A 23356-nucleotide genomic window follows, 5' to 3' on the forward strand; every position below is an offset into this window, starting at 1 on the left:
AATTACGATTCCCCTTCCACAAGGTTCTCAATTCAAGAACCCATTATTGTTAAACATCCATAAAAAAGCCACCATAAAGGTGGCAAAACTGGAGCAAGGTTTCTTCATTATTTATTGGTTTACAGCGGATTGTGCAATAGCTTTCTGGCGAGGTTGTCTTTTCGTTTTTACCCTTGGATGTGGCATAACACTTTCAACTTCCCCCGGCTTAGAGATAAAGCGCACAAACGTTTCATGGCTGACGAACGTTGCCCCACAATTGACATTCTGGCATTGGTTATAACGCTCCTTTGTTTGGCTGGAATGCTCGAAGCTGCTACGAGTATGCGCTGACTGACCACACAGAGGACACTTAATCATAATTGTTCACCTTTCTTGAAAGCATTGTTTTTAATGAAATAACACCATCTCGTCTGGTGAACAATATACCAAAGTTCTCATATTGAGATCAAGCGTTTATTTTGGTATCCTCTGGTTTGATTTCTATTTCATCAAGCTTAATCTCAAGATCTAAAGATGTTGTGAAACCACTGTCATTGAGATTGTGAGTCACTTTAACTATCGTCCAATCAGTTCCATCTATCTGTGGTTTAAACCCTCTAATCTGAACAGGTGTTTCAGGATAGATGTCAGCACGTCCTCTAGCCAAAGTGATAGAAAACTGCGCTGTACCTCGTTGAATTTTTTCCCAGGCTGCTTTGGCAGCACGTTCTGCATCTGCTTTGTTGTGATAGACCCGCGAAAGTGTCAGTATATTCTCCGCTGTTCCCTGCAAATATTCTTGTGTTTGTTGTTGTGTCGTTGTTGTTTGATGAGATTCATGCACAGATTCTTGCTGTTCCTCATAGGAATGACTTTCATCTCTACGGATATTTTTATCATGCCGATTTCCTCCTGTATGACGAGTCTTATCATAAGGAGATTTTTTCCCTTTTTTCGGTTTAGGATTTTTTTTCGACAAGTCAATAGCACCCGAATTTTTATTTTTTAGTTTTTCTCTATCCTTATGTTTAGAAGGCTTATTGCTTAACTGAGAATGACTTTTAGTTGATGACTTAGTTTTGCTGCTTTCATAGTGAACGGAGACATCAACTTTTGTGTTTTTCGACTCCTGTCGTTGATATGTTACTGTCTGTTTAGACGCTGTACCTGTGTCCCACCATTGAGCAGTCACACCAGTATAAGCTTCACGATCAGACAGAGAGAATCGATGGCTATCCCCTGATTCACGAGTAATCACAACAGGAGTAATAGGTGTACCACTTACAGTCTTATTTTTTCCCTGACAAATAAACAACAATTCGCCATTTTTAACTGAAACAATCGCTCCTTCCTGCTTAGCCACCCGCGTTAAAAAGCTCACATCAGATTCATTAGTTTGATCAATATGCACAGAGATCCCTTTCAATTCCTTACTGACTTGAAATTTCAGTTGGTTTCTCGTAGCAATCGTACTGACAATGTTCTCTAACGTGAGTTTATGATAAGAAGCTTCGCGCTTGACGTTCAGATCACCACGAAAGTCCGCGCTACGAGCACGGATAGTCAATCGGTCAGGTGCACCTGAATGTTCAATTTCATCAACGACATATTTTCCCTTTGGCGTTAAAGTGTGGCCATGCCACCCCAGTTCCAATGTCAAAATATCGCCTCGGGAAGGAAAAATAAGTTTGTGATCCGCATCATCCAATTCAATATCGAGCTGATCTGACTCCAAACCACGGTTATCTGTCAGTGTTAATGACATTAAACGCGACTGAATTTTTCCTGTGATATCTTTGTTATTGGTTTCCAACCGAAAAGCTGGCGCCCCCGCTTTCCCAATAATCAAATCAAATTTGGGAATCCAATCCGTGCTTGGTGTCAATTGACTGAAATCTATCATAAGAATACTTCCTTAACTTTATCCATTGATCCGCTTTTTAAGCTCAGAAAGCTTATTCAGCGATTTAGATAGATTATCCTTGATGTCAGATAGCTGATCCTGCAAATCACCCAACATCTCAAACAGATTGTTGTCTACCCGCCGTAAAGTCAGCGTAAAGCTAATCTTGCGGGGCGCCCCGTCTGACATAAATTCGGTTTTGGTCTCATCAATACTTTCAATGACAAACATGCCGTAAATCGAGCCACTGCCATCAATAAAAGACCAAGCTTTGCCACTATCTGCCATCAATTTCAATACAGTCAGTGAAAGCGAACCGCCAGTCAGTTCAGGATAAAGTTCTCCCGATAACGTTATCGTATCGTTATCTGAGCCAACAAACTGCCATGCAGGCCGTGCTCCCACACGGCTATTAAAGGCATGTCTCCAGCTTTGTTTATGCTGAAAACTTTGGTATGGCGTGGTCTTCAACATAAAAACAAATAAACCAAGTGCAGCCATCATCAGAAATCTTCTCCTCTGTCAGAAAGTGAGCTACGCATGCGGGCTTGCTGCATACGTTCCCGTTGTTCCAGTTCTTGCCTGACCATTCGGGCGATATCCTGTGCGGACTGTCCCTGAGAGCCATAGACATAGATGTTATATTGCGGTGTTGCGCCACTGTATTGCTGTGGCTGGCTCCGCTCCCATTTTGCCTGAACTTCCTCATAAGCATGAGCAGGTAAACTTTGTGCGTGCAACGGGGCATCCTGCGCCGCAGCAGGCAATGACATTGAGCTGACGGCAAGCCCCAAAGCAGCCAGTTTTGCAGTATTTTTTCTACTGGTAACATTGGCAGGACCGTTGATAATTTCAGGACCATATTCACCCACGAGGCCTAGCTTCCCGGCTGGAATAAATCCTCCTGAATCGTGCTGAGTAATTTGTGCCGCTTGTTGTGTTGTGTCGCTTTTAGTAATTTGTGCCGCTTGTTGTATTGTGTCGTTCTTAGTAATTTCCTGCGATGTTTTTACAGCAATTTCCTTTTTATCATCGCCAGACCACCACGATTTAAAAAAATCTGTAATTGAGGAAAACTTACTTTTCAGGTTTTCCCATTTCTCCTGAATACCAACTAGCAAACTATCGATCATTTCTGACCCAGCCGTTTTTAATTTTTCAGGAATAGCCTGAACATCAGCAACAATTTCATTCCATTTATCTGAAATTGATTTTTTAACGCTCTCCCAGATTTCAGATGTACTCTGTTTAACAGATTCCCAAGCCCCACTTATTATCGTCTTAACAAACTCCCAGGCTTCTGAGGCACTTTGTTTAATGGTGTCCCAGTTTTGGTAAATAATGCCGATTAACCCACCACTCATGAAATAATTCTTAATACCTTCCCACGCCGTACTGACAAGGTTTTTAATTCCTTCCCAAGCAATACCAAAGATATTTTTTACACCATCCCATAAAGCAGTGAATTTTGGCCCTAATGATTCCCAATTCTGCCAAATATAAATAGCAGCCATTGCGATAACACCAATAACAGCAAAAATTGGGTTTGCCATCATAGCCCGGCCAATAAACAGTATTGCCTTACCTAACACGCTGAAAGCACCACTTAAAAAAGACAGGCCTTTTACACCAACACTTGCCAGAATATTTATGCCATTACCCAAAACACCAAAAACTTTTTGACCAATATTCCCTAATGCACCTAAGCCTCTTCTTTGTTTTCCAAAAGTATCCTTATTACCTTTGTTAGATAGCAAATCAACACCATTATTAAGTGAGCCAAAAACCTTATCCCCGGTTTTACCAAAAAAATCCATGGCAGCTCTTAGTGCTTCCAAAGCCTCGGTTCCGAATTGTGCGAATGCCTTCAAGCCATCTCTTAAATTCTCCATAGCCTGAATACCGACTTGCGCAAATCTATTCAGATTGGCTCTTAATTCTTCCAGTCCCTGAACCCCAATCTGGGTAAATATATCCAGACTGGATTTCAATTTATCCAGTGCCTGAACTCCTAGCTGTGCAAAGAAATTGAGGCTGGCTTTTAATTCTTCCAGAGCCTGCATACCCAATTTAGCGAATATATCCAGCGGAGATGTTAATTTATTCAGCGCCTGAACCCCTAACTGCACAAACGCATCCAGTGTGGATTTTAATTTATCCAACGCCTGAGTACCCAGTTGTGCAAATATATCCAGTGGGGCTGTTAATTTATTCAGTGCCTGAACCCCCAACTGCACAAATGCATCCAGTGTGGATTTTAATTTATCCACAGCCTGAGTACCCAGTTGTGCAAATATATCCAGTGGGGCCGTTAATTTATTCAGCGCCTGAACCCCCAACTGCACAAATGCATCCAGTGTGGATTTTAATTTATCCAGCGCTTGAACGCCTAATTGTGCAAAAAAGTTCAGGCTAGCTTTTAATTCCTCAAAGGCTTTAAGTCCCAACTGCACAAATGTATCCAAGCTGGATTTCAATTTATCCAATGCCTGAATACCTAATTGAGCAAAGAAATTGAGGCTGGCTTTTAGCTCTTCAAAGGCTTTGATCCCTAACTGGACAAACATATCTAAAGGATATGTTAATTTATTCAGAGCCTGAGTCCCTAACTGTACAAACGCATTCAAGCTGGTCTTTAATGTTTCCAGTGCATGGCTACCTAATTCTGCAAACCTATTCAGGCTGGATCTCAGCGTCTCCAAAGCCTTAATGCCCAACTGCGCAAAAGTATTCAGACTGGCTTTTAGTTCGATAAAAGCACTAACTCCCAACTGCGCAAAGAAGTTCAGACTGGCCCTTAATTCGACAAATGCCTGAATCCCCAGCAAGGAAAATATATTTAATCTGATTCTTAACGTGTCAAATGCTTTTATACCGATATTACCAAATATTTGTATATGACTAATTAATGTTTGGAATGTGACTTTTACAAAACCAGCAGTTAAATTCAAAACCCCATTAATTTTATTCAGCATGCCAAATAAAATAGTTATCTGAGGATTAATATTAATGACCAATTTATCTAACAATTTAAAATTGTTAGTCATATTGCCTGTCACACCAAGATTAAATTCATTTTTTTTACTGGATGAATTTTCCTGTTGGACATTCTGGGTCATTTGGACCACATTAGCTGATTGGCTGGCGGCATTTACCTGTATCACTTTTGGGGAATTTTGCCGCACAGAAAAAGATTGTTTAATTGTTTGATTATAGGCCTTAAGTTCGGCCCGCATACGCGCAGTTTCCTGCGCATAACCTATAATGGGTTTTAATTTTTCAACACTCTTATTGAGTTTTTTAAACTGGTTATAAATTTTATCTACTGAACCTACCAGTTTTTTCTGATGCTGTTGAAAAGATTTAAAGGAACTGGTCAGCTTACCAACAGTACTCAGTACCTTGTTAAGCTGTGACTGTATATTACTCATTTTCTGCACCACTTCTTAAAATGGCCCGATGTCGCCAGTCCAATAATTCCGACAATAACATTTCATCTGTGTCTGCCGGAGTCCAGTGAAAAACGGTGGCAATATCTGCCACCAGTTCATCAACGGTTAATCGTTCTGGGAATCGGACTTGACCGACTTCGGCAACAAAAAATTGACCACCTCCACACTGAGATTAATCAGATCACCAGGTGACATCATAATCAGGTCATTTTTGGTCAATGCAGGAGTGGTAACACGTGGCAGAACCAGCAACATAGAATCCACATCCATTTCCAGCAGTGCCTGTAAACGAGCACCGCGCAACGCGCCACTGGTAGGTTTACGTACCGTCACTTCTGTGATTTTTCCGTTGCCTCGCGCCAGTGGAGCTTCCAATTCGATTGTGCGCAGATCTTCATCTTGAGTTTTCAGTGCTTCAGTCATAATTCAACCTTGTTTATCCGAGTAAAAACCTGTCTCAGCCGCGATATGCTGATTGAGACAGGAAATAAGTTTTAAATTTGTTAATAAAAGAGTGATTAAAAAAGACCGATAGCGCGGCGATGCTGCGCCAGGCGATCTTCTCCGCCCACTTTCTCAACCATGTTGACGGTGTCGATTTCAATCAGTTCCTCACCATTCCAAGTCAGTTTGAAATAAGTATTTTTAGCGGTAATTTTGGTTTGAGTGTTGTCGCCTTGTTTATAAGTACCGTGATCGAATTCCTGGAAACGGCCACGCATAACAACTTCAACTGCAACCACGTCACCCGTGTCTTCGCGCTCAAAAGAGCCAGCAAAGCGCAACATAACACCATCAACTTGTGCGATGCCCCACTGTTTGTACAGTTGAGCTTCAACGCCACCCAGAGTGAATTCCGCATCCAGTGCGCCTTCATCCAGACCCAGATCAACCATTGCACTGCCGTTCATACCGGCGCCTCGGTAGGCTTCCAGTTTGCGGCTCAGCTTAGGAAGAGTTAGCTCTTCCACAATACCCTGATAATTGTTGCCATCATTGAACAAGTTCAGGTACTTAAGTTTGCGAGGTAATGCCATCAGTTAGCCCCTTATTTATTGATACTTTTTGCGAAATCCATCAGGTAACTATCTGTAATGCGCTGGCGTAACATCATGTTTTCCAGTGGTGGTACAGGTGTATAGTCGTAATCGATGGTCAGTTTGCCTGCTTTCAGGGTGTCTTTATCGTTGGCTTTATCGTCATACCAGCAGCGGCCATCGATGATGTAGCCACCGGCTTTCAGTTCGCGGAACTTAGCATTGATACCTTCGAGAATGTCGCGTACCAGCGATGGGGTCAGTGGTTTATCAATTGCCCACATGTGCGCTTCAGCCATCGTATCAGCCAGAACCTGAGCGGTACGGGTGTAGCTTTCGAACTGGAACAGTGGATCATCTGCACAAGTACGAGAACCCCAGAAACGGAAACCGTTTTTGCGTATCAGTGTAGTGACGCCACTTTTGTTCAACAGATCAGCGTCAGTCGCGGTATCTTGCAAATCCCAGAAGACATCAGCAGACAGACCCGTCACACCGTTGACACCAACGTTGGACAGGGTTTTATGCCAGCCAGTCTCTTCGTCGATTTTGGCGCGCAGACCCAGAGCACGAGCGGTTGCAAACGCGATAGCTTCGCTATTGGTAACGGTATCCCAACTCAGGAAATCTGGCCAAATCAGCATCAGCTCACGCTGATTGAAATTGTCGCGATATTTGATCACTTCTGAGATATTTTTACAGCCATAAGCGCTGACATACGCCATTGCTTTTAGTTTCTGGGCAACACTTGCCAGTTCAACAGCAACTGCTTTTGAATCCAGACCCGGAACTCCTAGAATGCGTGGTTTAACACCGAGTTGGCTTTGTGCTGCCAACAGGGCCTGCATACCGGTTTTCTTACCTGCATCAGTGACACCACCGATGATGTTAGAAACGGTTACTTCTTCAGATTCGCCCTCAGCCACACGAACAACCACAGTCACAGGCAAAGCCTGAGCAGCAATTGCTTTTAGTGATGCAGACAAAGTGCCTTTTTTTCCAGCCTTACCACTGGCGCTCATAACGTCAGTAATCAGGACTGGAGTATTTAATGGAAATGTTTTTTCGTCTGCGTCAGGAGCAGTACAAACCATACCTACGATAGCGGTGCTAACGGTAGTGATGGTACGAGTACCTTCGTTAATTTCCTGTACACGGACTCCGTGATGATAATCTTGTGCCATATTAGCGTTCTCTCCTGTTAAGGTGTGCTGATATATTGGCGGATTGAACGGGGGAAATCATTCGATTGGCTGTGTGTGGGGGAAGGTACAAATCTATATTAATATTTTTATTAATAATCAATATGTTAATTTTATATTTGATTTGTTTTTGGATGGGAGAGAGAAATGAGTAGTTTTTGGTGAGGGCAGCCTTTTATTGACCAAATAATAACCTTTTTCAGTATATTTTTAGACCAAAATTGGTTTAAAATTTATTCTATTCAATATTATTTCAAGTAATTCGAGCTTTTGGTTATTTTTTGACAAGCTAAATTGGGCCATTTTCACCTCTATTTATTGGTTTTCAGGGGATAGGAGATTGGATCTTAGCTAGGATCATAAGGATCTAAGGATTGTAAAAAACCTCGGTTTAACAGAAACCGTGGGTATGGCGAAAAATGCGGTGCCGACGTCAAGGAAAATAAATGGGAAATCGTTGGGGGAAGATGTGACCCTGAATGCACAAGATGTACAGGGTGAACCGCGTTTTAACATGACGATAGATCTGACCGGGTTAAGCACTGACCGTTATTATCCGGTATGGTGGAATTTCCCATCGAATGATGGAGCAAACTCGTGGTTAACGATTCATCGCTGGTATGCTGAAGACAGAGAAAAAGACCTATTTAGTAAAGGTGAATTTCATATTGCTGGGTTGTTGTTGCAGATTGAAGGAGGGGATTATCTGTGGGGAGGCGATGCCCATTACCTGAATATTAAACGGATTCATCAGAGATACCGTAAGACCGTTAAAAATATTTGTTATGGCATGATGAGTATTGCAAGGCCAATTGATGGTAAATATCCCCTTTATGAAAAGGTTAAGTCTGGAGATATTGTTTATTGCAAAAGATTCAGTGGTTGTTATTTACGTGGCGGTTTAACTTACCATGTAACAAGTAATTTTTCCGATATTCATTATTCTCGTAAAGATGATGAAGTTGAGATCTCTAGTGCTTTGGAGCCTCAGAGTAATTTTGAAATGAAATGGGTCGTGAAATCCTATGCCATTGATGACCCTCTGTTAGGAAAAGATTACGATGATACTATATTTCCTTATTCACATGATATTATAGAATTCATTAAAAAACACCGCTAAAAAATAGCTTAAATGTTGGTGGAAATATGGCGATATAGACTTAATGATACAATGGGATAGAACAAGAACAATCAATGGATATAATAGAAGAATATCATATTCATGGTTAAAAAAACCAGATGGGGAATTATATTTTAAAATAATCAATTAATAAAAATGGATGGCTATTAGATAAATTTTTAGTTAATAGAAATGATTACAGGGGCATAATGCCCCTGATTATTATTCTGGTTTTTCAGGCCAATCAATTTCTGATGAAGAAGAACAATCTATACGACTCAGTAAGATACGGTATTTCTTCCATTCGTCCAGCATTTTTTGCTCTTTCTCTGTTGCTATCTTCAAGTCTACAGCATCCTGTAATGGAGAAATAGCCATATTAGCTTTAATCAATAATTCTTGTTTATTCCTTTTTGCTTGGGAAAGTATCTCAGGCAAAGTATATTCGCGAGGGACAATCATATCATTAATATATTGCCAGTTACCAAATGTATCGACGTCGTCTGGCAATGAGTCTAACTCAACAATACTCCCATTATCTGGGCATAATTTGCTGGCATCAGTGTTAAATGCGACAACAACATTATTAGCATCATATTTTATTTTATAAGTTTTTTCCTTAAATAGTGGAAGACTTTTATACCAATCATAGCCATCTTCACTGTGATAAAAAATAGCATTAAATTTTCGTTCAATTTCCTTTTCTTCCTTAGTATCTGGAAAATATTTTTTGAAGTTTTTTAAATGTAACATTATATAGTTCCTATGTTATACCAAGTTCCATTGACTAGTTTTTGGAATGGGCGACGTTCAACATTATCGGGAACATCATCTGCATTATGGTTTATAATACCGGTAATAACATATGGTGGGGTATCAGAATATCCATATCCACGCCAAAGACGTGCATTTTCCACTGACCCCAAACGAATATCTTGTATATATCTTGAATTGGCGCTCTCAACGGTTAATAACTCAGCCCAATTTTCTTCAAAACCGTAAGCATCACGTGCAGAACGATAAAACAAGCCTCCATTTCTATAGTTTGCTAACAATTGCAATGTGGGACAACTCCCAACTCCCATATTAAAATTTACTATCATTTTAGTGTGGGTAAGAAAATTGGCATTATATAAGCCACTGTTTGCATTCCAAGGAACATTATATTCAGATACAGTCTGAGTCAGACCTAACATTTGATATTTAGTATCAGACTCAGATTTAGTATAATTATCATCCTGATAAGCTAACTTTCGTGAGTTATGAGTCACTGAATCAGCATGTAGAGTTAATATACTGTTAAGTTTTTCATTAGCAATATTAAAATACTTAGCATTATCGCTAGGAAAACCTAAATATGCACTTCTTCCTGCACCTTCATACCATGAAATATAATTATGTTTACCTTCGTCATATTTAAGATAGAAATTTTCTGTATTTATCGTTTTGAAATCAAATGATTGGTTGTAAACTCCGCCACTAGCAGATACAGCACCTATTTCTCCCGCATTCAAATTAATATCATTCGTAAGCGGTTTTCCGTTGATTTTTCGGCTATTAGGCACCGCATTTTTTGCCAAATTGATAGTTTCTGCATAATCATGAGCATAAGGTAAAACAGTATCGTCGTAATCTTTCCCTAACAGAGGGTCATCAATGGCATAGGATTTCACGACCCATTTCATTTCAAAATTACTCTGAGGCTCCAAAGCACTAGAGATCTCAACTTCATCATCTTTACGAGAATAATGAATATCGGAAAAATTACTTGTTACATGGTAAGTTAAACCGCCACGTAAATAACAACCACTGAATCTTTTGCAATAAACAATATCTCCAGACTTAACCTTTTCATAAAGGGGATATTTACCATCAATTGGCCTTGCAATACTCATCATGCCATAACAAATATTTTTAACGGTCTTACGGTATCTCTGATGAATCCGTTTAATATTCAGGTACTTGGCATCCCCTCCCCATGGAACATCTCCACCTTCAATTTGCAATAACAACCCAGCAATATGAACTTCACCTTTACTAAATAGGTCTTTTTCTCTGTCTTCAGCATACCAGCGATGAATCGTTAACCACGGATTTGCTCCATCATTCGATGGGAAACGCCACCATACCGGATAATAACGGTCAGTGCTTAACCCGGTCAGATCTATCGTCATGTTAAAACGCGGTTCACCCTGTACATCTTGTGCATTCAGGGTCACATCTTCCCCCAACGATTTCCCATTTATTTTCCTTGACGTCGGCACCGCATTTTTCGCCATACCCACGGTTTCTGTTAAACCGAGGTTTTTTACAAACTCATCTTTGTTTGGAATATCCGCACCATTCTTGTTTTTTTCCAGACGAGTATTGGCATTATTATTTGCTGCATCTGCCTGTGCTTTAGCTTCACGCACCTTAGCTTCGGTTTCTTCCTTAGAATACGCCCCAACATCCGCAGAATTCAGTGAAATATCCGCCGAAAGAGCCTTACCATTCACCTTACGACCAGACGGAACACGACCATTAGCATTATTATCCGCCGCATTAGCCAAATCATAAGCCGCCTTTACCGATTTCGGTGTTGCTGCATGAGTTTCGCTATTGCTATCCACCGCGCTGCTCAGGATCGCAAATCCCTTTTCTTTCAGCGTCGCATCAGGATGGGTACGGCTATTCTCATGTTTCTTAATAGAATCATCTACATACTCACGTGTTGCCAGGATCACAGACGGATCAACTTTCAAAGTCACTGCATCAGCGCTGCTGACAATCAAGATCATACGGATCGTTTGTGTACGACCGGAGCCTTCCTGCAATTGGGGTTTGTAGGTTTCTGCACAGTTACCAACAGCAATCAGAATGCCATCTTTGTCATACAGGCCGATTTCACGGATCCACCAGCCACCTTCATTTTCAGGAATAACCTGTTCTGCAACGATTTGGTTGGTGTTTTTCGGATCGATGCTCAGCGTATTAATCGCTGCACGACGTTTTTCATTAATCAATTTGGTTTGTTTAGTGTCTGGCGTCGGCAGGCTGCCACCACCATCACCAACGGCCATATGGGTAATTTCGATTTTAGTACCCAGTGCCGCAGCATTTGCCAATTTATCTGCACCCAACTGTGTCAGCAGCGCAAAATATTTGGTACTCATGGTCTAATCCTCATGTCATCAATAATATGTACTCCCGCGCCCACAATTTCTGAGCCGGATACTGTCACTTCTTTCGGGAAATAGGGATAAACTGTCAGCTCGTCACCGCTGTAAGTCGCTGCCGAATAGTGATATTCACCACGCGTATCCAGGTTGATATCCAATCCAATCAAATGTCGGCTGACTGGCTTGGCATCGAAAATCAAATTTTCCAGCTCTTCGAACATTTCATGGGTGATACCACTATCTAGTACGCCGATATCCAGCCGGAAAGTGCCCGGCTCATCGTTGGTCTGCCACCATTCCCGTACTCGGATGAGATAACCCAACGGTTCAACCACCCGCCGAATTGCACCAATCGTTCCTTTGTGTTTGTGTAGGAACAACGAACCTTTGATCACTTCCCTTTTGGTGCTCTCAGGCCAGTTTTCGTCCCAGCGATCCACTGACCACGCCCATGCCAGATAAGGCAGTAACGATGCCGGACAAGTATCTGGATTCCACAGTTCCCGTAATGGCACTTTGATCTTCTGCAACTCAGCACAAGCTTTAGCCGCTGCAAGTTCTAACTGGGTTGAGCCCATCGGCAGCAGGCGATCATTCATCAGAACCTCCCATCGTCAATGTGGTCTTGGTGCAGTAAGAAGCCTGGGTTTTATCCAGCACAACGTCTTTCAGCGGGGCTTTCAGTTCTACACGCTGGACACCTTCCACATGCAATGCGGCATAAATCGCTGACAAACGAATGTCACGCCCCAAACGATGCTGTGCTTCGACGTAATGTTTCAGTTTTTGCTCAGCCGCTTTACGGATAGGTTCTGATTCCGGCGTCGGGAAGATGTACAACACCGCATCAATTTCATATTCCACGATGTTCGCTGACTGGACTTTCAGGCGATCTGCTACCGGACGTACATTTTCGTCGTTCAGGGTTTTTTCAACGATTTCCAGCAATTCTTTGGATGCCACGCCTTTGTCTTCACGGGACATGATTGTTACCGTGACGTTGGCTGGTGACGGGCTGATAGCCGAAGCATCCGCGACACGACCATCCGCACTGCGGGCATGATACTCATATGCCCCAACCGGACCTGCAACGCTCAGACCTTCAAAGGCTTGAGGAATACGCACGCGGTAATCGTTGTCGGATTCCATGACAGCCAGTGTCGGCGGTATGGTGGAATTATCCGCAGAACGCAAAACCATGCGGGATACATTGTTGTTCGCACCCAATTGATCCAGATCGCTACCGGTTGAATAAGCAACCATTACCGCACGTGCAGCTTCATTAACTCGCTGGCGCAGAAGCAGTTCGCGGTACACGTTCTCTTCCAGCAACTTCACCAAAGGTTCAGATTCAAGTTGTAAAGTTCGTGCAATCGCATCCTTCTGTTCTTCAGGATAAAGCGATATCAACCCTCTTTTACGCTCTTCTAGCAGTTGTTCGTAATCCAGTGGCTCAACCACATCCGGTGGTGGCAACTGGCTTAAATCGATTGTTGGCATACCTTACCTCTCAGAAATAGCCTCACCGGGAATGGCTCACCGGAATAGAAAGTGAAAATTCTCTGGCGGATTGATGGTAAGTACCCGTGATATCCACCACCATTCTACCGTCCTGTAGGGTTTCCATCGTGATTGACGTCAGCGTCACACGTGGTTCCCAACGGCTAATTGCGGTATAACTAGCCGCCATGACCTGAAGCCTGAGCGCTGGGTTCTGCGGCCAATCAATCAGCTCAGGCAGCAAAGAGCCGTAAGTTCGCCGTGCAATACGGCTACCCACAGAGGTCAGTAAAATATCGCTGACAGATTGCCGGACATGATCCAGATCGGTCAGCTCCCTACCTGTCTGTCGGTTCATACCCAGATACATCATACGGGGCCTCCTGATGTGTCACCGCCTGACCGAATACCGGTGTGTTTATGGGAATCCACGACCACGCCGTTGGAACTGAATGTGCCGCCGGTGTGTTCAATATTGCCCGTCATTTTGCCGCCGTTGCGCACGATCAGATTCCCCGTGCTCATTAGCTGCGTACAGATGACTTCCGGTGTATTCAGCGTGATCCTGGTGCTGGCAACACAGGTAATTTCCGGCGCAGTAATATGAACGGAATCCGATGCAGTCACTGTCGCGGTTTTGATGCCAGTCACAGTCAATGCGCCTGATTGCGGTTCATATTCCATCACTGCACCATCCGGAAACTTAATATGCGTTGCTTCAGGAGACGTTGATGGTGCCGGAAACTCATCTGAAAAAATTGCTGGCAATACAAAGGCGGTGGTCAGTTCGCCGCCTATGGACAGTAATAAAACCTGCTCACCAACACTGGGCGCCCACCACGTGCGGGAGTTTCCCGCTCTGGATGTCAACCAGTGCAGCCAGTCGGTTTCAAGGTTGCCTGTCGCGACTCGGCACATTCCCTTTGTGGTATCCACCTGGGTAATGACGCCTGTTCGGATCAGGTTGCGCAATAAGCGCATCAGTTCAGTGAGTTGTGTGTTCATAACGTAAGAATGCCATGAAAAAGCAGGTGAAACATTAAACTGGACTTGTAGGAACAGACACACAAAACAACAGATAAAATCAAATTAAATCAATAAAATAAAAGCCTTCTTCTAGAATAAAAAAGGCTTTTAGGGGTCATGTAAGGGAGTTCTGTTAAATCATGCGGAATGACTAGGGCTTACATTGCCGGACAACTTTACGGACATACTGTTGCAGGTAATCTAATTTGGCTTGGTCGCTGATGATCCCGGCTCGGATATCGTAAATAGTGCGTCCAGCTTTTGCAGTGAGTTCGATTTGGGTTCCATCGCCCACGCTGTAGGAGCTGGTATTTCGGTTTTGGGTGAGTTGACAGGTAGCAAGGTTAGAGATGGCGATTTGCACCCGACGATGACCAGCGGCAATATCAGCCCGCAAAGCGGTATTTTTTTCAGTAACATAAGCTAATTTTCCAGAATAGTATTCATCCAATTGGGTGGCCCTGTTCTGTGCATCTTTCATTTGTTGAATAGCAGACAATGTTTCCTGGCTTGTTTTCTGGTAGATAGCAGCGATTTGAGCAGAATGTTGCTGCTTCAAGTTTGCCACTTCGCTAAGAAACAGTGAACGGTGTCCCCACCAGCCAAAACATCCTCCAATTACGAGAGTGACAATTAAAGGTATTTTCTTCATTGTTCCAGCCCCCAACAAGCCAGTTCAGATTCCTGATCACGCCGTAAGACCTGCCCATAACAGCCGTTCGGCTGCCCTTTAGTTTTTCGGCAATCATGCCCTCCATCATAAATCCAGCGTTTAATCTCCTGACAAGCACCTTTTCTATCTCCGGCATTGAGCTTGCGATAAAATGTGGAAGAAAAGCACTTTGAGGGACCGATGTTATACGGGCAAAAACTGGCAATCCCTGCAATTTGTGGTTCAGTCAGCGGGATGTGGATATTCTTTTTTACCCAATCAATCGCTTTATCAGCTTCAATCCGGTTCAAGGCTTCACATTGTTCAGAGGTCAACTGCATTCCTTTATATACCGCTTTACCATCAATGCGCGTCACCCCCCGACATATCGTCCAAACCCCACCAGCATCCTGATAGGCTGTAAGTCGATTACCCTCTTTCTCATCAAGGAACTGGGAAAGAATGACGGAAGAACTGGCACCACCAATGATAAGACCAATAAGCAACCGACTAAGTTTAGTTTTGAAATCCTGCATACATATCACAGCTCTTTTGGTGCGTGACTTATCAGCTCGCTGACAATACTGGCTGATTTTGACGCAGGATCTACCTCCAGATTTTCCAGAATTTCTTTTAAGATCAAAGTACGTTTCATTTGCTCACGACGATTGAGACGATAAGTCAGAATTCCGAGAGCAATGCTGGCGAATGCTCCCAGCAGGAAACTCCACTCATATAAAGAAAGACCGGAAAAAATAGCGGTGGTGCTGGCGCAGGCATAAGTTGCATGGCTGTATTTATCCATTCATACCCCTTAATCCCAAAGCTGGATCATGGGTTTGCTGGCCGCAGGCATAAAGTCCGGCATTTCAACTTTCGTTCCATGAGGCAATATCGCGCCAAAATCAGCAAGTCCCGGATTGGCCAGCAATACACGCTCCGCCATACCCAATGTCTGACCATAATGGCGCCAGCACAAAGCATCAACCGTCTCATTTTGTTGTGCAATAATTTGCATACACTCTCCTTTTCTTTGCAGAAAATAGTCAATAAATCGGAAAGTTATGATCGAATAATCAGCGGAATGCCTCAATGAAACAGCATTGTTAGGGAAGTAGTACAAATGAAGAACAACTCTGCTGGGATATTTATCTTTTTAAAAAGCATAAGGGCAGGAATTGCCCTGCCCTTATGTTATTTAAATTGCTTGCTATTTGTAGGTGAATTCAATCTATTAGGCCTAATCCGCTAGCCAGCTATCATCCTCCCAGACACTTTGGATGAGTTCCATTATTTGGTTGTGTTCATTACTGTTTTTATTTCCTGTCACTTTTACGGATGTATTGCTGCTGACGGCAATTCTAAAACGCGTATCTGGATACTGAGGTAGTATTTTCTTTTTAAGTTCATTTTCAAGTGCAGACATGACTGATTCAGAAACATTAGCTCGCTTATCGAAAAGTATTTCAACTCGCATCATTTTCTCCCGTCAAAGTCTATTCTTCTACCGAATCTGAATTTACCGACCATTCCCTTTCTAATAAATTATTTTTATACAACTTATTATAACCACTGAGTCTTTTTTCATAAGGTGCAGATAACTCAGCTATCCAGACCAATGCCAATTCTTTGTCTTCTGCTTGATTGCATTCACAACTTGTCGCCATTCTGGCAATAAAATTAATACGTTGTGCTACCAATGATTCCATAAGAGAGTCCACTGATATATACGCCTCCACTCAAAACTGTATATATATACAGTACACCTAATTAGTGAAAATTTAAAGTAGTTTTTTCCCTTCCTAAAGATAAAAATTAATAGTTAATAACTATTATTTATTTCTTTTATGGAATTTTTTTTTGTAAAAATAACATTACTTAAAATAATTTCACATCCATATCACAACAATACCTTTCCTGTCTATCCGTACAGTTATTGACAGAACTCCAAGAGCACCATTTTCTGTTTCTTTTATAGACAATCTTTTCCGATGTCGGAATCGCATCAGATTTTGGTACAATTGTCCATTGATGGATTCGTGTACAGATATATTTCGCATAAGACAGCAAAGAAGACGTGACTCCTTGAATGGCATGGACATCTTCACCATAAGGGCTACCAAATGGAATCTGTTTGTAAGAGAGCCGAATGACCAAATCACGACGAGCAACCCACGGCCCACCCTGAGCCTGTGTATAGGCGGCCCAATTTCCTTCATCTGCGGCCTGTAAAACCGCATTCATTTTATTATCAGATAAACGTACTTCTTTGAGTCGACGCAATTCACGCCAAACTGAAACCGGAGCGCCACCAATTTGTTGAAATTGGCGAATACGCCAACGACTTGCCCATGCTGTTACCGATTTAGCCATATCGCGCAATGATTCGCCCGTTTCATGGTCGATTTCATCTTCTAACGCATAACCATCGATATTTTTAGAAATATACTTTGCGATATAACCTGTCGCACTACCTTGATGAGGATCTATCTCCCTGTAATCAAAACGGGATTTTTTGTCATTATTACGATTACGTAGCAACTCTTCCTCCTCTTCCTGACAAGCGTAATGTTCAAGGATTTTTCTGACCTGCTGCACATGTTCTGGCAACATAAATAATAAAATATGCCAATGCGGAGTACCATCATGGTGAGGTTCAACAACACGAAAACCAAACAGATTAATTCCCGCACGGGCAATAGCAGCACGAGCTTTTGCCCATACACTACATAAATAACGCTGTGTATCACTGGGGGTGACTCCCTCCCACTGTTTGACAAACCCTCCTTGATACCGGACTGCGTGGTATTTTGATGGGGCCGTAATAGTATAGAATTCCCCTACACATCCCATTTTGTCAGCAATATCCTCGAAACCGCGCATTCTGACCATCAATTCACAACGACGAATAGCAGGATTCGCATTACTGTGAACTACCGTTTCAGCTAATGAAATACGTTCTCCCGCTTCATTTTCCAGATCAAAATGCTGGAAAAACTCACGATTGCGTCGCTTCTGCTCCAGCCATTCACGCAAAGCATGCTGCGAAACATAAGGCGATGCCACTTTCTGAACCTGTCCAACTGCAATTGCCATATGTTCCGATTGAATATCCCGCAGTCGCTTTAAACGGAAGTACCACCAGCGGGCGGACATCATACGCAACATTCCCGCACAGAGCTGATCGACAGAAAGTGCTTTGCGTCCATGGTTAAATCGTTGCCAATAAGGTGGATTAGTACCACATTGCAACGTTAGTTTTGCCAATAATTGATAAACTTCTGCGATACGAGAAAATTGTTCCGCTTCGCTATCCAAAGATTTCGTTTGGCTATATTGGGACTCTTGCAAAAAAGGTTTTTGCAAAGAAGAGAGATTTAAAGAAGCAGGTTCCACAGAGGGTTTCAGAGAGTAGTACTCATAGTTCTCCATGATAAACACAGAGACTTCATGAGCGAGCTTCAAAAGCTGCTTGCGATCATAAGTCACCACGTTATCCAATTGTGCAATAAAAGGGAAAGGAGCGATACCAGACACACGGTGTTTGAATTGGTATCTGTGCTTAACCAACTGTAACCGTGGCAACACATTCTGCCCGACAGTTTTTCTCAGATAAGAATTAGCATCCCTGCGCCCTGATTTGGTAAAAATATCGGCATAACGGCGGCTGAAATATTTCGCCAGAAAGTCCGGCATCTGACCGATATATTGATGGCACCATTGATAATCTTCTGCATTCGCCTCCCACAATAAACATTCTGCCATTGAAACGTTCTGTGAGATGTTTGGTCGGTACATCCCCGGCTGCTTATTGTTGGCAATATAATTGCCAGCGTGATATTCATGAGAGAAAAAAACACTATTCATCCATGCCACCATATTAAAGATATGTGAGTGCCTGGCATACACATGCCATCTGTTCAAAAATGCTATTTATTCAAAAAATAAACAGAAAAAATGTTTAAAAGAGTAATTAATTGGATAACGTCAAATGTTTGGGAAACTGACTAACTACAACCTTAATATGATTCATCGCTTTGATCAGAGACTGTTTTTCCTCTAGAGTAAGTTGGCTGATTTCACTGTCATGACGGGAACGTGGGATATTCGCCAAATAAAAAATAGCGGATAGCACCCGCTTATTCTCTTCATAATGACAATCCCTTTTGTCACGCATATCAGCAAGAAACCGTCTTAATTCTTTCTCATCATCTCCCCAGTATATCGCTCTGATCCTCGACAAATGGTTCAATCCTTCCAATCGCTGACCGAGGTTAACTTGGGCAAATTTTTCTTTCTCTGTATTCGCCATATTTTCCTCACTCTTTTACCTTCAGAGAGATTATTGTCAGAGCAATACCTGGAACACAGCTGATCTCTGGTATAAGGATTGAAATTTGGCAATTCATGATGCAATATCTCTCAATGGTTTTCGCATTAACCAATCTGGGCCCACACTAGATCTCAATTAGAGAACTTAAGTGGGATAATAATTTCCATTATCTATACTGTCAATGAAAAATACCAATATTGAGATCAAGATGGGGGCTGATAGTGGTGGGCGACCAGCTATCGAGCGCCTTGTCCGCGCGTATGGATATAAGTCTCGTCAGGCTCTGAGTGACCATTTAGGCGTGTCCAAAAGCACTATGGCAAACCGCTATCTTCGTGATAGTTTTCCGGCTGATTGGATTATCCAGTGTCATCTAGAAACTGGTGCTTCACTGCTATGGTTAAGTACAGGGCAAGGAGAGATGTTCCCAAACGGCGAAGAGGGTAAAAAAACGGAACGGTTGGAAGATATCATCGCGCCGTCAATCTCTCGTGTAAAACTGTCAGGGGGAAAACTAAATGAGGCTGATCCGGTTATCCTGGACAGTGAGCTAATTTCCAAAGACCTCAGAGAACCGCTGGTGGTTGATGATGGTATATCCTGGTATCTGCTTAATGCTCAGGAAGACAACATTCAGGATGGTTTATGGCTGGTAGACATTGAAGGAATGCACAGTATCAAGAAAATAGCCAAAATCCCTGTCAGTAAAATTCGGGTCAGTGATGATGATGTCACCTTTGACTGTGCGATCAGTGATATTCAATTCATTGGCCGCGTCACTTTGGTGATCTCCAGGCAATAACGGTTTATGTAGTAATACGTTTTCCATCAAGGTCATTTCTGCCCATCAGAATAACCTTGATGGCGTTTATTTAATCATCCGGACACTTGATCCGGTACAGAACGTGCTCCCGCAACGGGTTATCTTCCTCAACTGCTGGATGCATGAATGTTTTTTCATCTCTGGTCATACCCAATTTTTTCATCACACTTTCTGAGCGATAATTCAACAAGGAAGTGAACGCTACAATTTCATCCAGTCCAATTTCTGTAAAAGCAAAATCAAGAACTTTACGGGCAGCTTCACAAGCATAACCTTTTCCCCAAAATGGTTTATCAAGACGCCAACCTATTTCAACAAAAGGAGAAAATGGAAATTCAAGATTAGGGATATTCAGCCCGACAAAACCAATAAATTCGCCACTCTGCCTTAATTCAACTGCCCATAATCCCCAACCTCCCTGTATTTCGAATTTACGAATACAATTATCAACTAACATGTCACTTTGCTCTTTTGTCAGCGTTTTGGGGAAAAATTCCATCACTTCTGGATTACTGTTTAAGCGAAAGAAAAGTTCTCTATCTTCTTCCTTCCAGGCGCGAAGCCATAACCTTTCTGTTTCCAGCTCTATAATCACAGTACCTCCTTGAAATCCATTAGGTATAAATCAATTGACTATAAAAACAAAAACTGCCGGAAAATTCTACATATTCCCGGCAGAAATACATGGAGTTTTATACTCTATGAATCTCAATAGATTGAAATACGAGGAGTATTTTATCGGCAGATATCAGGCAGTAGTTTTAGATTTTGGCTTGTCTGCCTGACTTTCCTTGATAGAAACAATTCGCTCTGCTTCCTGTTTTTTCTTATTCTCTACTTGTTCAGACTGACCAACAAATAATCCACCACGTCGGATTGACAGACTTCCGCAACGGCTAATACCCCGTAATTCTCCGTGCTCAAAAATATCCAATGTTTCTGCACAGCACGTTCCTTCAACATGACCATCAATAATAATTTCAGGTGCACTTAGTTCACCTTCCACTTTTCCGGCGTGCATAACACGGATAGCACCTCCTTTTACGCGGATATTCCCGACAACTTTTCCCCAAATCTGAATATCTCCTTCCATATCAATATCCCCTTTGAAGACAGAATTCTTCGCGATAATTGTATTCGCGCGGGCTTCAGTACCGGAGATTTTTTTCTCTTCAATTTGCATGGGAATGATTTGTGTGACCGGGCTGGCAGCAGATGCCTCAGTTTTTTTTCCAAACATAACTTTGATTCTCTGTTTCATATTAGTAAAGTAAAATACTAAGGCTAAAAAAGATAAAATTGCTGTTATGGCACAACTAATATTTGCACCATACATGTACAATCCCAGTGTAATAGCCCAAAAGAGCCATAGACTGTATAAAAAAACGCTATCTGAAAAACGATACTTTTCCATACTTTTCTCGTTCTTGTGATCTTTTATCTTTCATCAGCAAATATATCAATGAGTATGCCTTAGCGGATATAGAAGAAAGGCGATGAAAATACATCCTAGCATTGTATCAGTATAAAAAACAATCTACAAAGCTATAACAGAGGTATTTGTAACGCTATTACACCGATAACGTTGTCTCTAAAGCCTAATGTACTGAATTATTGGTGATTCTCTCTTAAACTCCAACATAAAAAGCTCACTTCAACAGCTTTATCTTACTATTTTCAATATAAAAACCATATAAACCAATAAATCCGCAACACAATTAAACTAATAATTAACAAAATAACATCACAGGTGATACAGTAATATTGCTGTGCTCCAATACCTAAACAATGAAAGAATAATCATGAGAGCATAAACTCTAGTATAAATATGACTCTATTCTTTTACCTTCTCTAATATAAATATTTATTTCAAAAAATAATCAATCCATTGGGATTTAAATTTACCCGATTAAAAATTGATAACTTTTATTAACGGAATGGATAAAAACATATCACCGTCTCAGCCTCTCTAGCGTGAGAAAAAATAAATTTAAATCTAAATTTTTGACATTTAAAACTAACATAAATATTAATTTGAAGATATAATACTGGAGTAATTTAATTGATGTTACGCATACGATTTTGATATCTGCCAAGATGTTTAATCCTACATTCAATTTATCAATATATATTCAATAAGTTTTGAGTTGCAAAAAAGCCACTTGAAAGATAGCGGGTATGGTCAATGGATCTCAGATTACTCATGATACGGAAGATTAGGAGTATAAAATGAAAAGGACGACAGGCTTAAACAAAAAGAGTATTTTCTCTTTACAGTTAACCATGCCGGACTTCAATATTCTCGAACATAAACAAAGAGGGCTGTATATTTTACTTGATGGCGAAATGATATGGAAAGATTGCACCAAAACCTATCACATCAAGTCAAATGATATCCTTCTTACCCATCCGGGAAACTATGCCGCAAAAACTAATACAAAAAATTGTCAGGCATTATGGCTACCATTACATATGGATTTTTTACGTAGTTTTATAAAACGTTTTGGAGCGCTATTAAGTAACGTAGAGCGCCATGATTTCCCAGCTTATCGGTTAATTCCTTTCAATCAGTTTCCTTTATTAACAGAAAGTGTCCGTGGATTAGTCAACTTACTTGCTCATGACTATCCCCCAGCATTAATTCAGTTAAGAATTGAAGAGCTACTTTTATTACTTTCTCTCGGAAAGCAAGGCTCATTATTGATATCGGTTCTGCGGCAGTTGAGTAATCGTCAGGTAGAACGATTGCAAACATTTATGGAGGCTCATTATCTCAAAGAATGGAGGCTGAATGATTTTGCCCGCGAATTTGGTATGGGATTAACCTCCTTCAAGGAGCTTTTTAACCGTGTTTACGGCATATCACCACGTGCCTGGATCAGTGAACAGCGTATTCTTTATGCACATCAATTATTACTAAACAGTGGAATGAGTATTGCGGATATCTCGCTGGAATCTGGTTTTTCCAGTCAGTCTTACTTTACTCAAAGTTATCGGAAACGTTTTGGATGTACACCCAATCGAGCCAGATATGGCAAAAATTAATTATAGTTTTTTTGCCTCATCAAAACTCAGACAAATATGATGAGGCAAAAAATAACAAACCTGCCTCCATATCAAAATGGTGGACAGGTAATTAAATAAGAGAGAATGATTTAATCGACA

27 protein-coding genes are annotated in these 23356 nt (G+C 41.6%); 3 read left to right on the plus strand and 24 right to left on the minus strand.

Annotated features, from left to right (window positions below):
- Nucleotides 1-111 precede the first annotated feature (111 nt).
- The 8 genes from HGO23_RS15030 to HGO23_RS15065 form a co-directional block, all read right to left on the minus strand.
- Entirely contained in the window at nt 112-360 is a 249-nt protein-coding gene (locus HGO23_RS15030) for an ogr/Delta-like zinc finger family protein (protein WP_209027150.1), read from the minus strand.
- Nucleotides 361-448: 88 nt separating this feature from the next.
- Entirely contained in the window at nt 449-1885 is a 1437-nt protein-coding gene (locus HGO23_RS15035) for a contractile injection system protein, VgrG/Pvc8 family (RefSeq protein WP_209027151.1), read from the minus strand.
- An 18-nt stretch (nt 1886-1903) separates the two neighbouring features.
- Nucleotides 1904-2389 (minus strand): phage tail protein, encoded by a 486-nt coding sequence (locus HGO23_RS15040; RefSeq protein ID WP_209027152.1) that lies wholly within the window; start codon nt 2387-2389, stop codon nt 1904-1906.
- On the minus strand, nt 2389-5316 hold the full coding sequence (locus HGO23_RS15045; RefSeq protein WP_209027153.1) for a phage tail tape measure protein: 2928 nt from the start codon (nt 5314-5316) through the stop codon (nt 2389-2391). The genes HGO23_RS15040 and HGO23_RS15045 overlap by 1 nt, the downstream gene beginning before the upstream one ends.
- Nucleotides 5309-5428, minus strand: a complete 120-nt coding sequence (locus HGO23_RS15050; RefSeq protein ID WP_197056368.1) for a GpE family phage tail protein — start codon at nt 5426-5428, stop codon at nt 5309-5311. Before HGO23_RS15050 ends, HGO23_RS15045 begins: the two co-directional genes overlap by 8 nt.
- A 14-nt stretch (nt 5429-5442) precedes the next feature.
- Complete coding sequence (locus HGO23_RS15055) at nt 5443-5760, minus strand: phage tail assembly protein (protein ID WP_099136833.1); 318 nt, start codon at nt 5758-5760, stop codon at nt 5443-5445.
- A 95-nt stretch (nt 5761-5855) separates the two neighbouring features.
- Nucleotides 5856-6374 carry a phage major tail tube protein gene (locus tag HGO23_RS15060; protein WP_099136834.1) on the minus strand — a complete coding sequence of 173 codons (519 nt, stop codon included), beginning with the start codon at nt 6372-6374 and terminating at the stop codon, nt 5856-5858.
- 11 nt (nt 6375-6385) lie between these two features.
- On the minus strand, nt 6386-7558 hold the full coding sequence (locus HGO23_RS15065; protein WP_209027154.1) for a phage tail sheath protein: 1173 nt from the start codon (nt 7556-7558) through the stop codon (nt 6386-6388).
- 427 nt (nt 7559-7985) lie between these two features.
- Between HGO23_RS15065 and HGO23_RS19760 the strand changes: the two genes are divergently transcribed.
- Nucleotides 7986-8696: a hypothetical protein gene (locus HGO23_RS19760; RefSeq protein WP_244967820.1), complete on the plus strand. Its 711-nt coding sequence runs from the start codon at nt 7986-7988 to the stop codon at nt 8694-8696.
- A gap of 222 nt (nt 8697-8918) precedes the next feature.
- Here the strand turns inward: HGO23_RS19760 and HGO23_RS15075 are convergent, their stop codons facing one another.
- The 14 genes from HGO23_RS15075 to HGO23_RS15140 all read right to left on the minus strand — a co-directional run bounded on the left by HGO23_RS15075 (nt 8919) and on the right by HGO23_RS15140 (nt 19347).
- A complete protein-coding gene (locus HGO23_RS15075; protein ID WP_209027155.1) occupies nt 8919-9449 on the minus strand; it encodes a tail fiber assembly protein in 531 nt (176 codons plus the stop codon).
- Nucleotides 9449-11851 carry a phage tail protein gene (locus HGO23_RS15080; RefSeq protein WP_209027156.1) on the minus strand — a complete coding sequence of 801 codons (2403 nt, stop codon included), beginning with the start codon at nt 11849-11851 and terminating at the stop codon, nt 9449-9451. Before HGO23_RS15080 ends, HGO23_RS15075 begins: the two co-directional genes overlap by 1 nt.
- Nucleotides 11848-12456, minus strand: coding sequence for a phage tail protein I (locus tag HGO23_RS15085; RefSeq protein ID WP_209027157.1), 609 nt, complete (start codon nt 12454-12456; stop codon nt 11848-11850). The genes HGO23_RS15080 and HGO23_RS15085 overlap by 4 nt, the downstream gene beginning before the upstream one ends.
- Nucleotides 12449-13357, minus strand: coding sequence for a baseplate assembly protein (locus HGO23_RS15090; RefSeq protein WP_209027158.1), 909 nt, complete (start codon nt 13355-13357; stop codon nt 12449-12451). Before HGO23_RS15090 ends, HGO23_RS15085 begins: the two co-directional genes overlap by 8 nt.
- A gap of 22 nt (nt 13358-13379) precedes the next feature.
- On the minus strand, nt 13380-13730 hold the full coding sequence (locus HGO23_RS15095) for a GPW/gp25 family protein (protein WP_099136841.1): 351 nt from the start codon (nt 13728-13730) through the stop codon (nt 13380-13382).
- On the minus strand, nt 13727-14362 hold the full coding sequence (locus HGO23_RS15100) for a phage baseplate assembly protein V (RefSeq protein ID WP_099136842.1): 636 nt from the start codon (nt 14360-14362) through the stop codon (nt 13727-13729). Before HGO23_RS15100 ends, HGO23_RS15095 begins: the two co-directional genes overlap by 4 nt.
- Nucleotides 14363-14534: 172 nt before the next feature.
- Complete coding sequence (locus HGO23_RS15105; RefSeq protein ID WP_209027159.1) at nt 14535-15035, minus strand: lysis system i-spanin subunit Rz; 501 nt, start codon at nt 15033-15035, stop codon at nt 14535-14537.
- Complete coding sequence (locus tag HGO23_RS15110) at nt 15032-15571, minus strand: lysozyme (RefSeq protein WP_099136844.1); 540 nt, start codon at nt 15569-15571, stop codon at nt 15032-15034. Before HGO23_RS15110 ends, HGO23_RS15105 begins: the two co-directional genes overlap by 4 nt.
- A gap of 5 nt (nt 15572-15576) precedes the next feature.
- Nucleotides 15577-15840, minus strand: a complete 264-nt coding sequence (locus HGO23_RS15115) for a hypothetical protein (RefSeq protein ID WP_099136845.1) — start codon at nt 15838-15840, stop codon at nt 15577-15579.
- A 9-nt stretch (nt 15841-15849) separates the two neighbouring features.
- Nucleotides 15850-16053: a tail protein X gene (locus HGO23_RS15120; RefSeq protein WP_099136846.1), complete on the minus strand. Its 204-nt coding sequence runs from the start codon at nt 16051-16053 to the stop codon at nt 15850-15852.
- 222 nt (nt 16054-16275) lie between these two features.
- Entirely contained in the window at nt 16276-16515 is a 240-nt protein-coding gene (locus HGO23_RS15125; RefSeq protein WP_244967821.1) for a DinI-like family protein, read from the minus strand.
- A gap of 16 nt (nt 16516-16531) precedes the next feature.
- Nucleotides 16532-16744 carry a hypothetical protein gene (locus HGO23_RS15130; protein ID WP_099136848.1) on the minus strand — a complete coding sequence of 71 codons (213 nt, stop codon included), beginning with the start codon at nt 16742-16744 and terminating at the stop codon, nt 16532-16534.
- A 169-nt stretch (nt 16745-16913) separates the two neighbouring features.
- A complete protein-coding gene (locus HGO23_RS15135) occupies nt 16914-18902 on the minus strand; it encodes a replication endonuclease (RefSeq protein ID WP_209027160.1) in 1989 nt (662 codons plus the stop codon).
- Between the two features lie 106 nt (nt 18903-19008).
- Nucleotides 19009-19347 (minus strand): DUF5347 family protein, encoded by a 339-nt coding sequence (locus HGO23_RS15140; protein ID WP_209027161.1) that lies wholly within the window; start codon nt 19345-19347, stop codon nt 19009-19011.
- 202 nt (nt 19348-19549) lie between these two features.
- Here HGO23_RS15140 and HGO23_RS15145 point away from each other — a divergent pair, with 202 nt between their 5' ends.
- A complete protein-coding gene (locus HGO23_RS15145) occupies nt 19550-20170 on the plus strand; it encodes a phage repressor protein CI (RefSeq protein ID WP_099136851.1) in 621 nt (206 codons plus the stop codon).
- Nucleotides 20171-20240: 70 nt separating this feature from the next.
- Here HGO23_RS15145 and HGO23_RS15150 read toward each other — a convergent pair whose 3' ends face one another.
- Nucleotides 20241-20786, minus strand: coding sequence for a GNAT family N-acetyltransferase (locus HGO23_RS15150; RefSeq protein WP_099136852.1), 546 nt, complete (start codon nt 20784-20786; stop codon nt 20241-20243).
- A gap of 153 nt (nt 20787-20939) precedes the next feature.
- A complete protein-coding gene (locus HGO23_RS15155; protein WP_099136863.1) occupies nt 20940-21431 on the minus strand; it encodes a bactofilin family protein in 492 nt (163 codons plus the stop codon).
- A gap of 989 nt (nt 21432-22420) precedes the next feature.
- Between HGO23_RS15155 and HGO23_RS15160 the strand changes: the two genes are divergently transcribed.
- Nucleotides 22421-23236, plus strand: coding sequence for a helix-turn-helix transcriptional regulator (locus HGO23_RS15160; RefSeq protein ID WP_209027162.1), 816 nt, complete (start codon nt 22421-22423; stop codon nt 23234-23236).
- Nucleotides 23237-23356: the final 120 nt, after the last annotated feature.

It is taken from the genome of Xenorhabdus budapestensis (assembly GCF_017743015.1).
Lineage (GTDB): Bacteria > Pseudomonadota > Gammaproteobacteria > Enterobacterales > Enterobacteriaceae > Xenorhabdus > Xenorhabdus budapestensis.

Bases quoted from the DNA above. Each gene is read 5' to 3' on its own strand.
- HGO23_RS15030 (WP_209027150.1), bottom strand. From the start codon at position 360: ATGATTAAGTGTCCTCTGTGTGGTCAGTCAGCGCATACTCGTAGCAGC.
- HGO23_RS15035 (WP_209027151.1), bottom strand. From the start codon at position 1,885: ATGATAGATTTCAGTCAATTGACACCAAGCACGGATTGGATTCCCAAA.
- HGO23_RS15040 (WP_209027152.1), bottom strand. From the start codon at position 2,389: ATGATGGCTGCACTTGGTTTATTTGTTTTTATGTTGAAGACCACGCCA.
- HGO23_RS15045 (WP_209027153.1), bottom strand. From the start codon at position 5,316: ATGAGTAATATACAGTCACAGCTTAACAAGGTACTGAGTACTGTTGGT.
- HGO23_RS15055 (WP_099136833.1), bottom strand. From the start codon at position 5,760: ATGACTGAAGCACTGAAAACTCAAGATGAAGATCTGCGCACAATCGAA.
- HGO23_RS15060 (WP_099136834.1), bottom strand. From the start codon at position 6,374: ATGGCATTACCTCGCAAACTTAAGTACCTGAACTTGTTCAATGATGGC.
- HGO23_RS15065 (WP_209027154.1), bottom strand. From the start codon at position 7,558: ATGGCACAAGATTATCATCACGGAGTCCGTGTACAGGAAATTAACGAA.
- HGO23_RS19760 (WP_244967820.1), top strand. From the start codon at position 7,986: ATGGCGAAAAATGCGGTGCCGACGTCAAGGAAAATAAATGGGAAATCG.
- HGO23_RS15075 (WP_209027155.1), bottom strand. From the start codon at position 9,449: ATGTTACATTTAAAAAACTTCAAAAAATATTTTCCAGATACTAAGGAA.
- HGO23_RS15080 (WP_209027156.1), bottom strand. From the start codon at position 11,851: ATGAGTACCAAATATTTTGCGCTGCTGACACAGTTGGGTGCAGATAAA.
- HGO23_RS15085 (WP_209027157.1), bottom strand. From the start codon at position 12,456: ATGAATGATCGCCTGCTGCCGATGGGCTCAACCCAGTTAGAACTTGCA.
- HGO23_RS15090 (WP_209027158.1), bottom strand. From the start codon at position 13,357: ATGCCAACAATCGATTTAAGCCAGTTGCCACCACCGGATGTGGTTGAG.
- HGO23_RS15095 (WP_099136841.1), bottom strand. From the start codon at position 13,730: ATGATGTATCTGGGTATGAACCGACAGACAGGTAGGGAGCTGACCGAT.
- HGO23_RS15100 (WP_099136842.1), bottom strand. From the start codon at position 14,362: ATGAACACACAACTCACTGAACTGATGCGCTTATTGCGCAACCTGATC.
- HGO23_RS15105 (WP_209027159.1), bottom strand. From the start codon at position 15,035: ATGAAGAAAATACCTTTAATTGTCACTCTCGTAATTGGAGGATGTTTT.
- HGO23_RS15110 (WP_099136844.1), bottom strand. From the start codon at position 15,571: ATGCAGGATTTCAAAACTAAACTTAGTCGGTTGCTTATTGGTCTTATC.
- HGO23_RS15115 (WP_099136845.1), bottom strand. From the start codon at position 15,840: ATGGATAAATACAGCCATGCAACTTATGCCTGCGCCAGCACCACCGCT.
- HGO23_RS15120 (WP_099136846.1), bottom strand. From the start codon at position 16,053: ATGCAAATTATTGCACAACAAAATGAGACGGTTGATGCTTTGTGCTGG.
- HGO23_RS15125 (WP_244967821.1), bottom strand. From the start codon at position 16,515: ATGATGCGAGTTGAAATACTTTTCGATAAGCGAGCTAATGTTTCTGAA.
- HGO23_RS15130 (WP_099136848.1), bottom strand. From the start codon at position 16,744: ATGGAATCATTGGTAGCACAACGTATTAATTTTATTGCCAGAATGGCG.
- HGO23_RS15135 (WP_209027160.1), bottom strand. From the start codon at position 18,902: ATGAATAGTGTTTTTTTCTCTCATGAATATCACGCTGGCAATTATATT.
- HGO23_RS15140 (WP_209027161.1), bottom strand. From the start codon at position 19,347: ATGGCGAATACAGAGAAAGAAAAATTTGCCCAAGTTAACCTCGGTCAG.
- HGO23_RS15145 (WP_099136851.1), top strand. From the start codon at position 19,550: ATGAAAAATACCAATATTGAGATCAAGATGGGGGCTGATAGTGGTGGG.
- HGO23_RS15155 (WP_099136863.1), bottom strand. From the start codon at position 21,431: ATGTTTGGAAAAAAAACTGAGGCATCTGCTGCCAGCCCGGTCACACAA.
- HGO23_RS15160 (WP_209027162.1), top strand. From the start codon at position 22,421: ATGAAAAGGACGACAGGCTTAAACAAAAAGAGTATTTTCTCTTTACAG.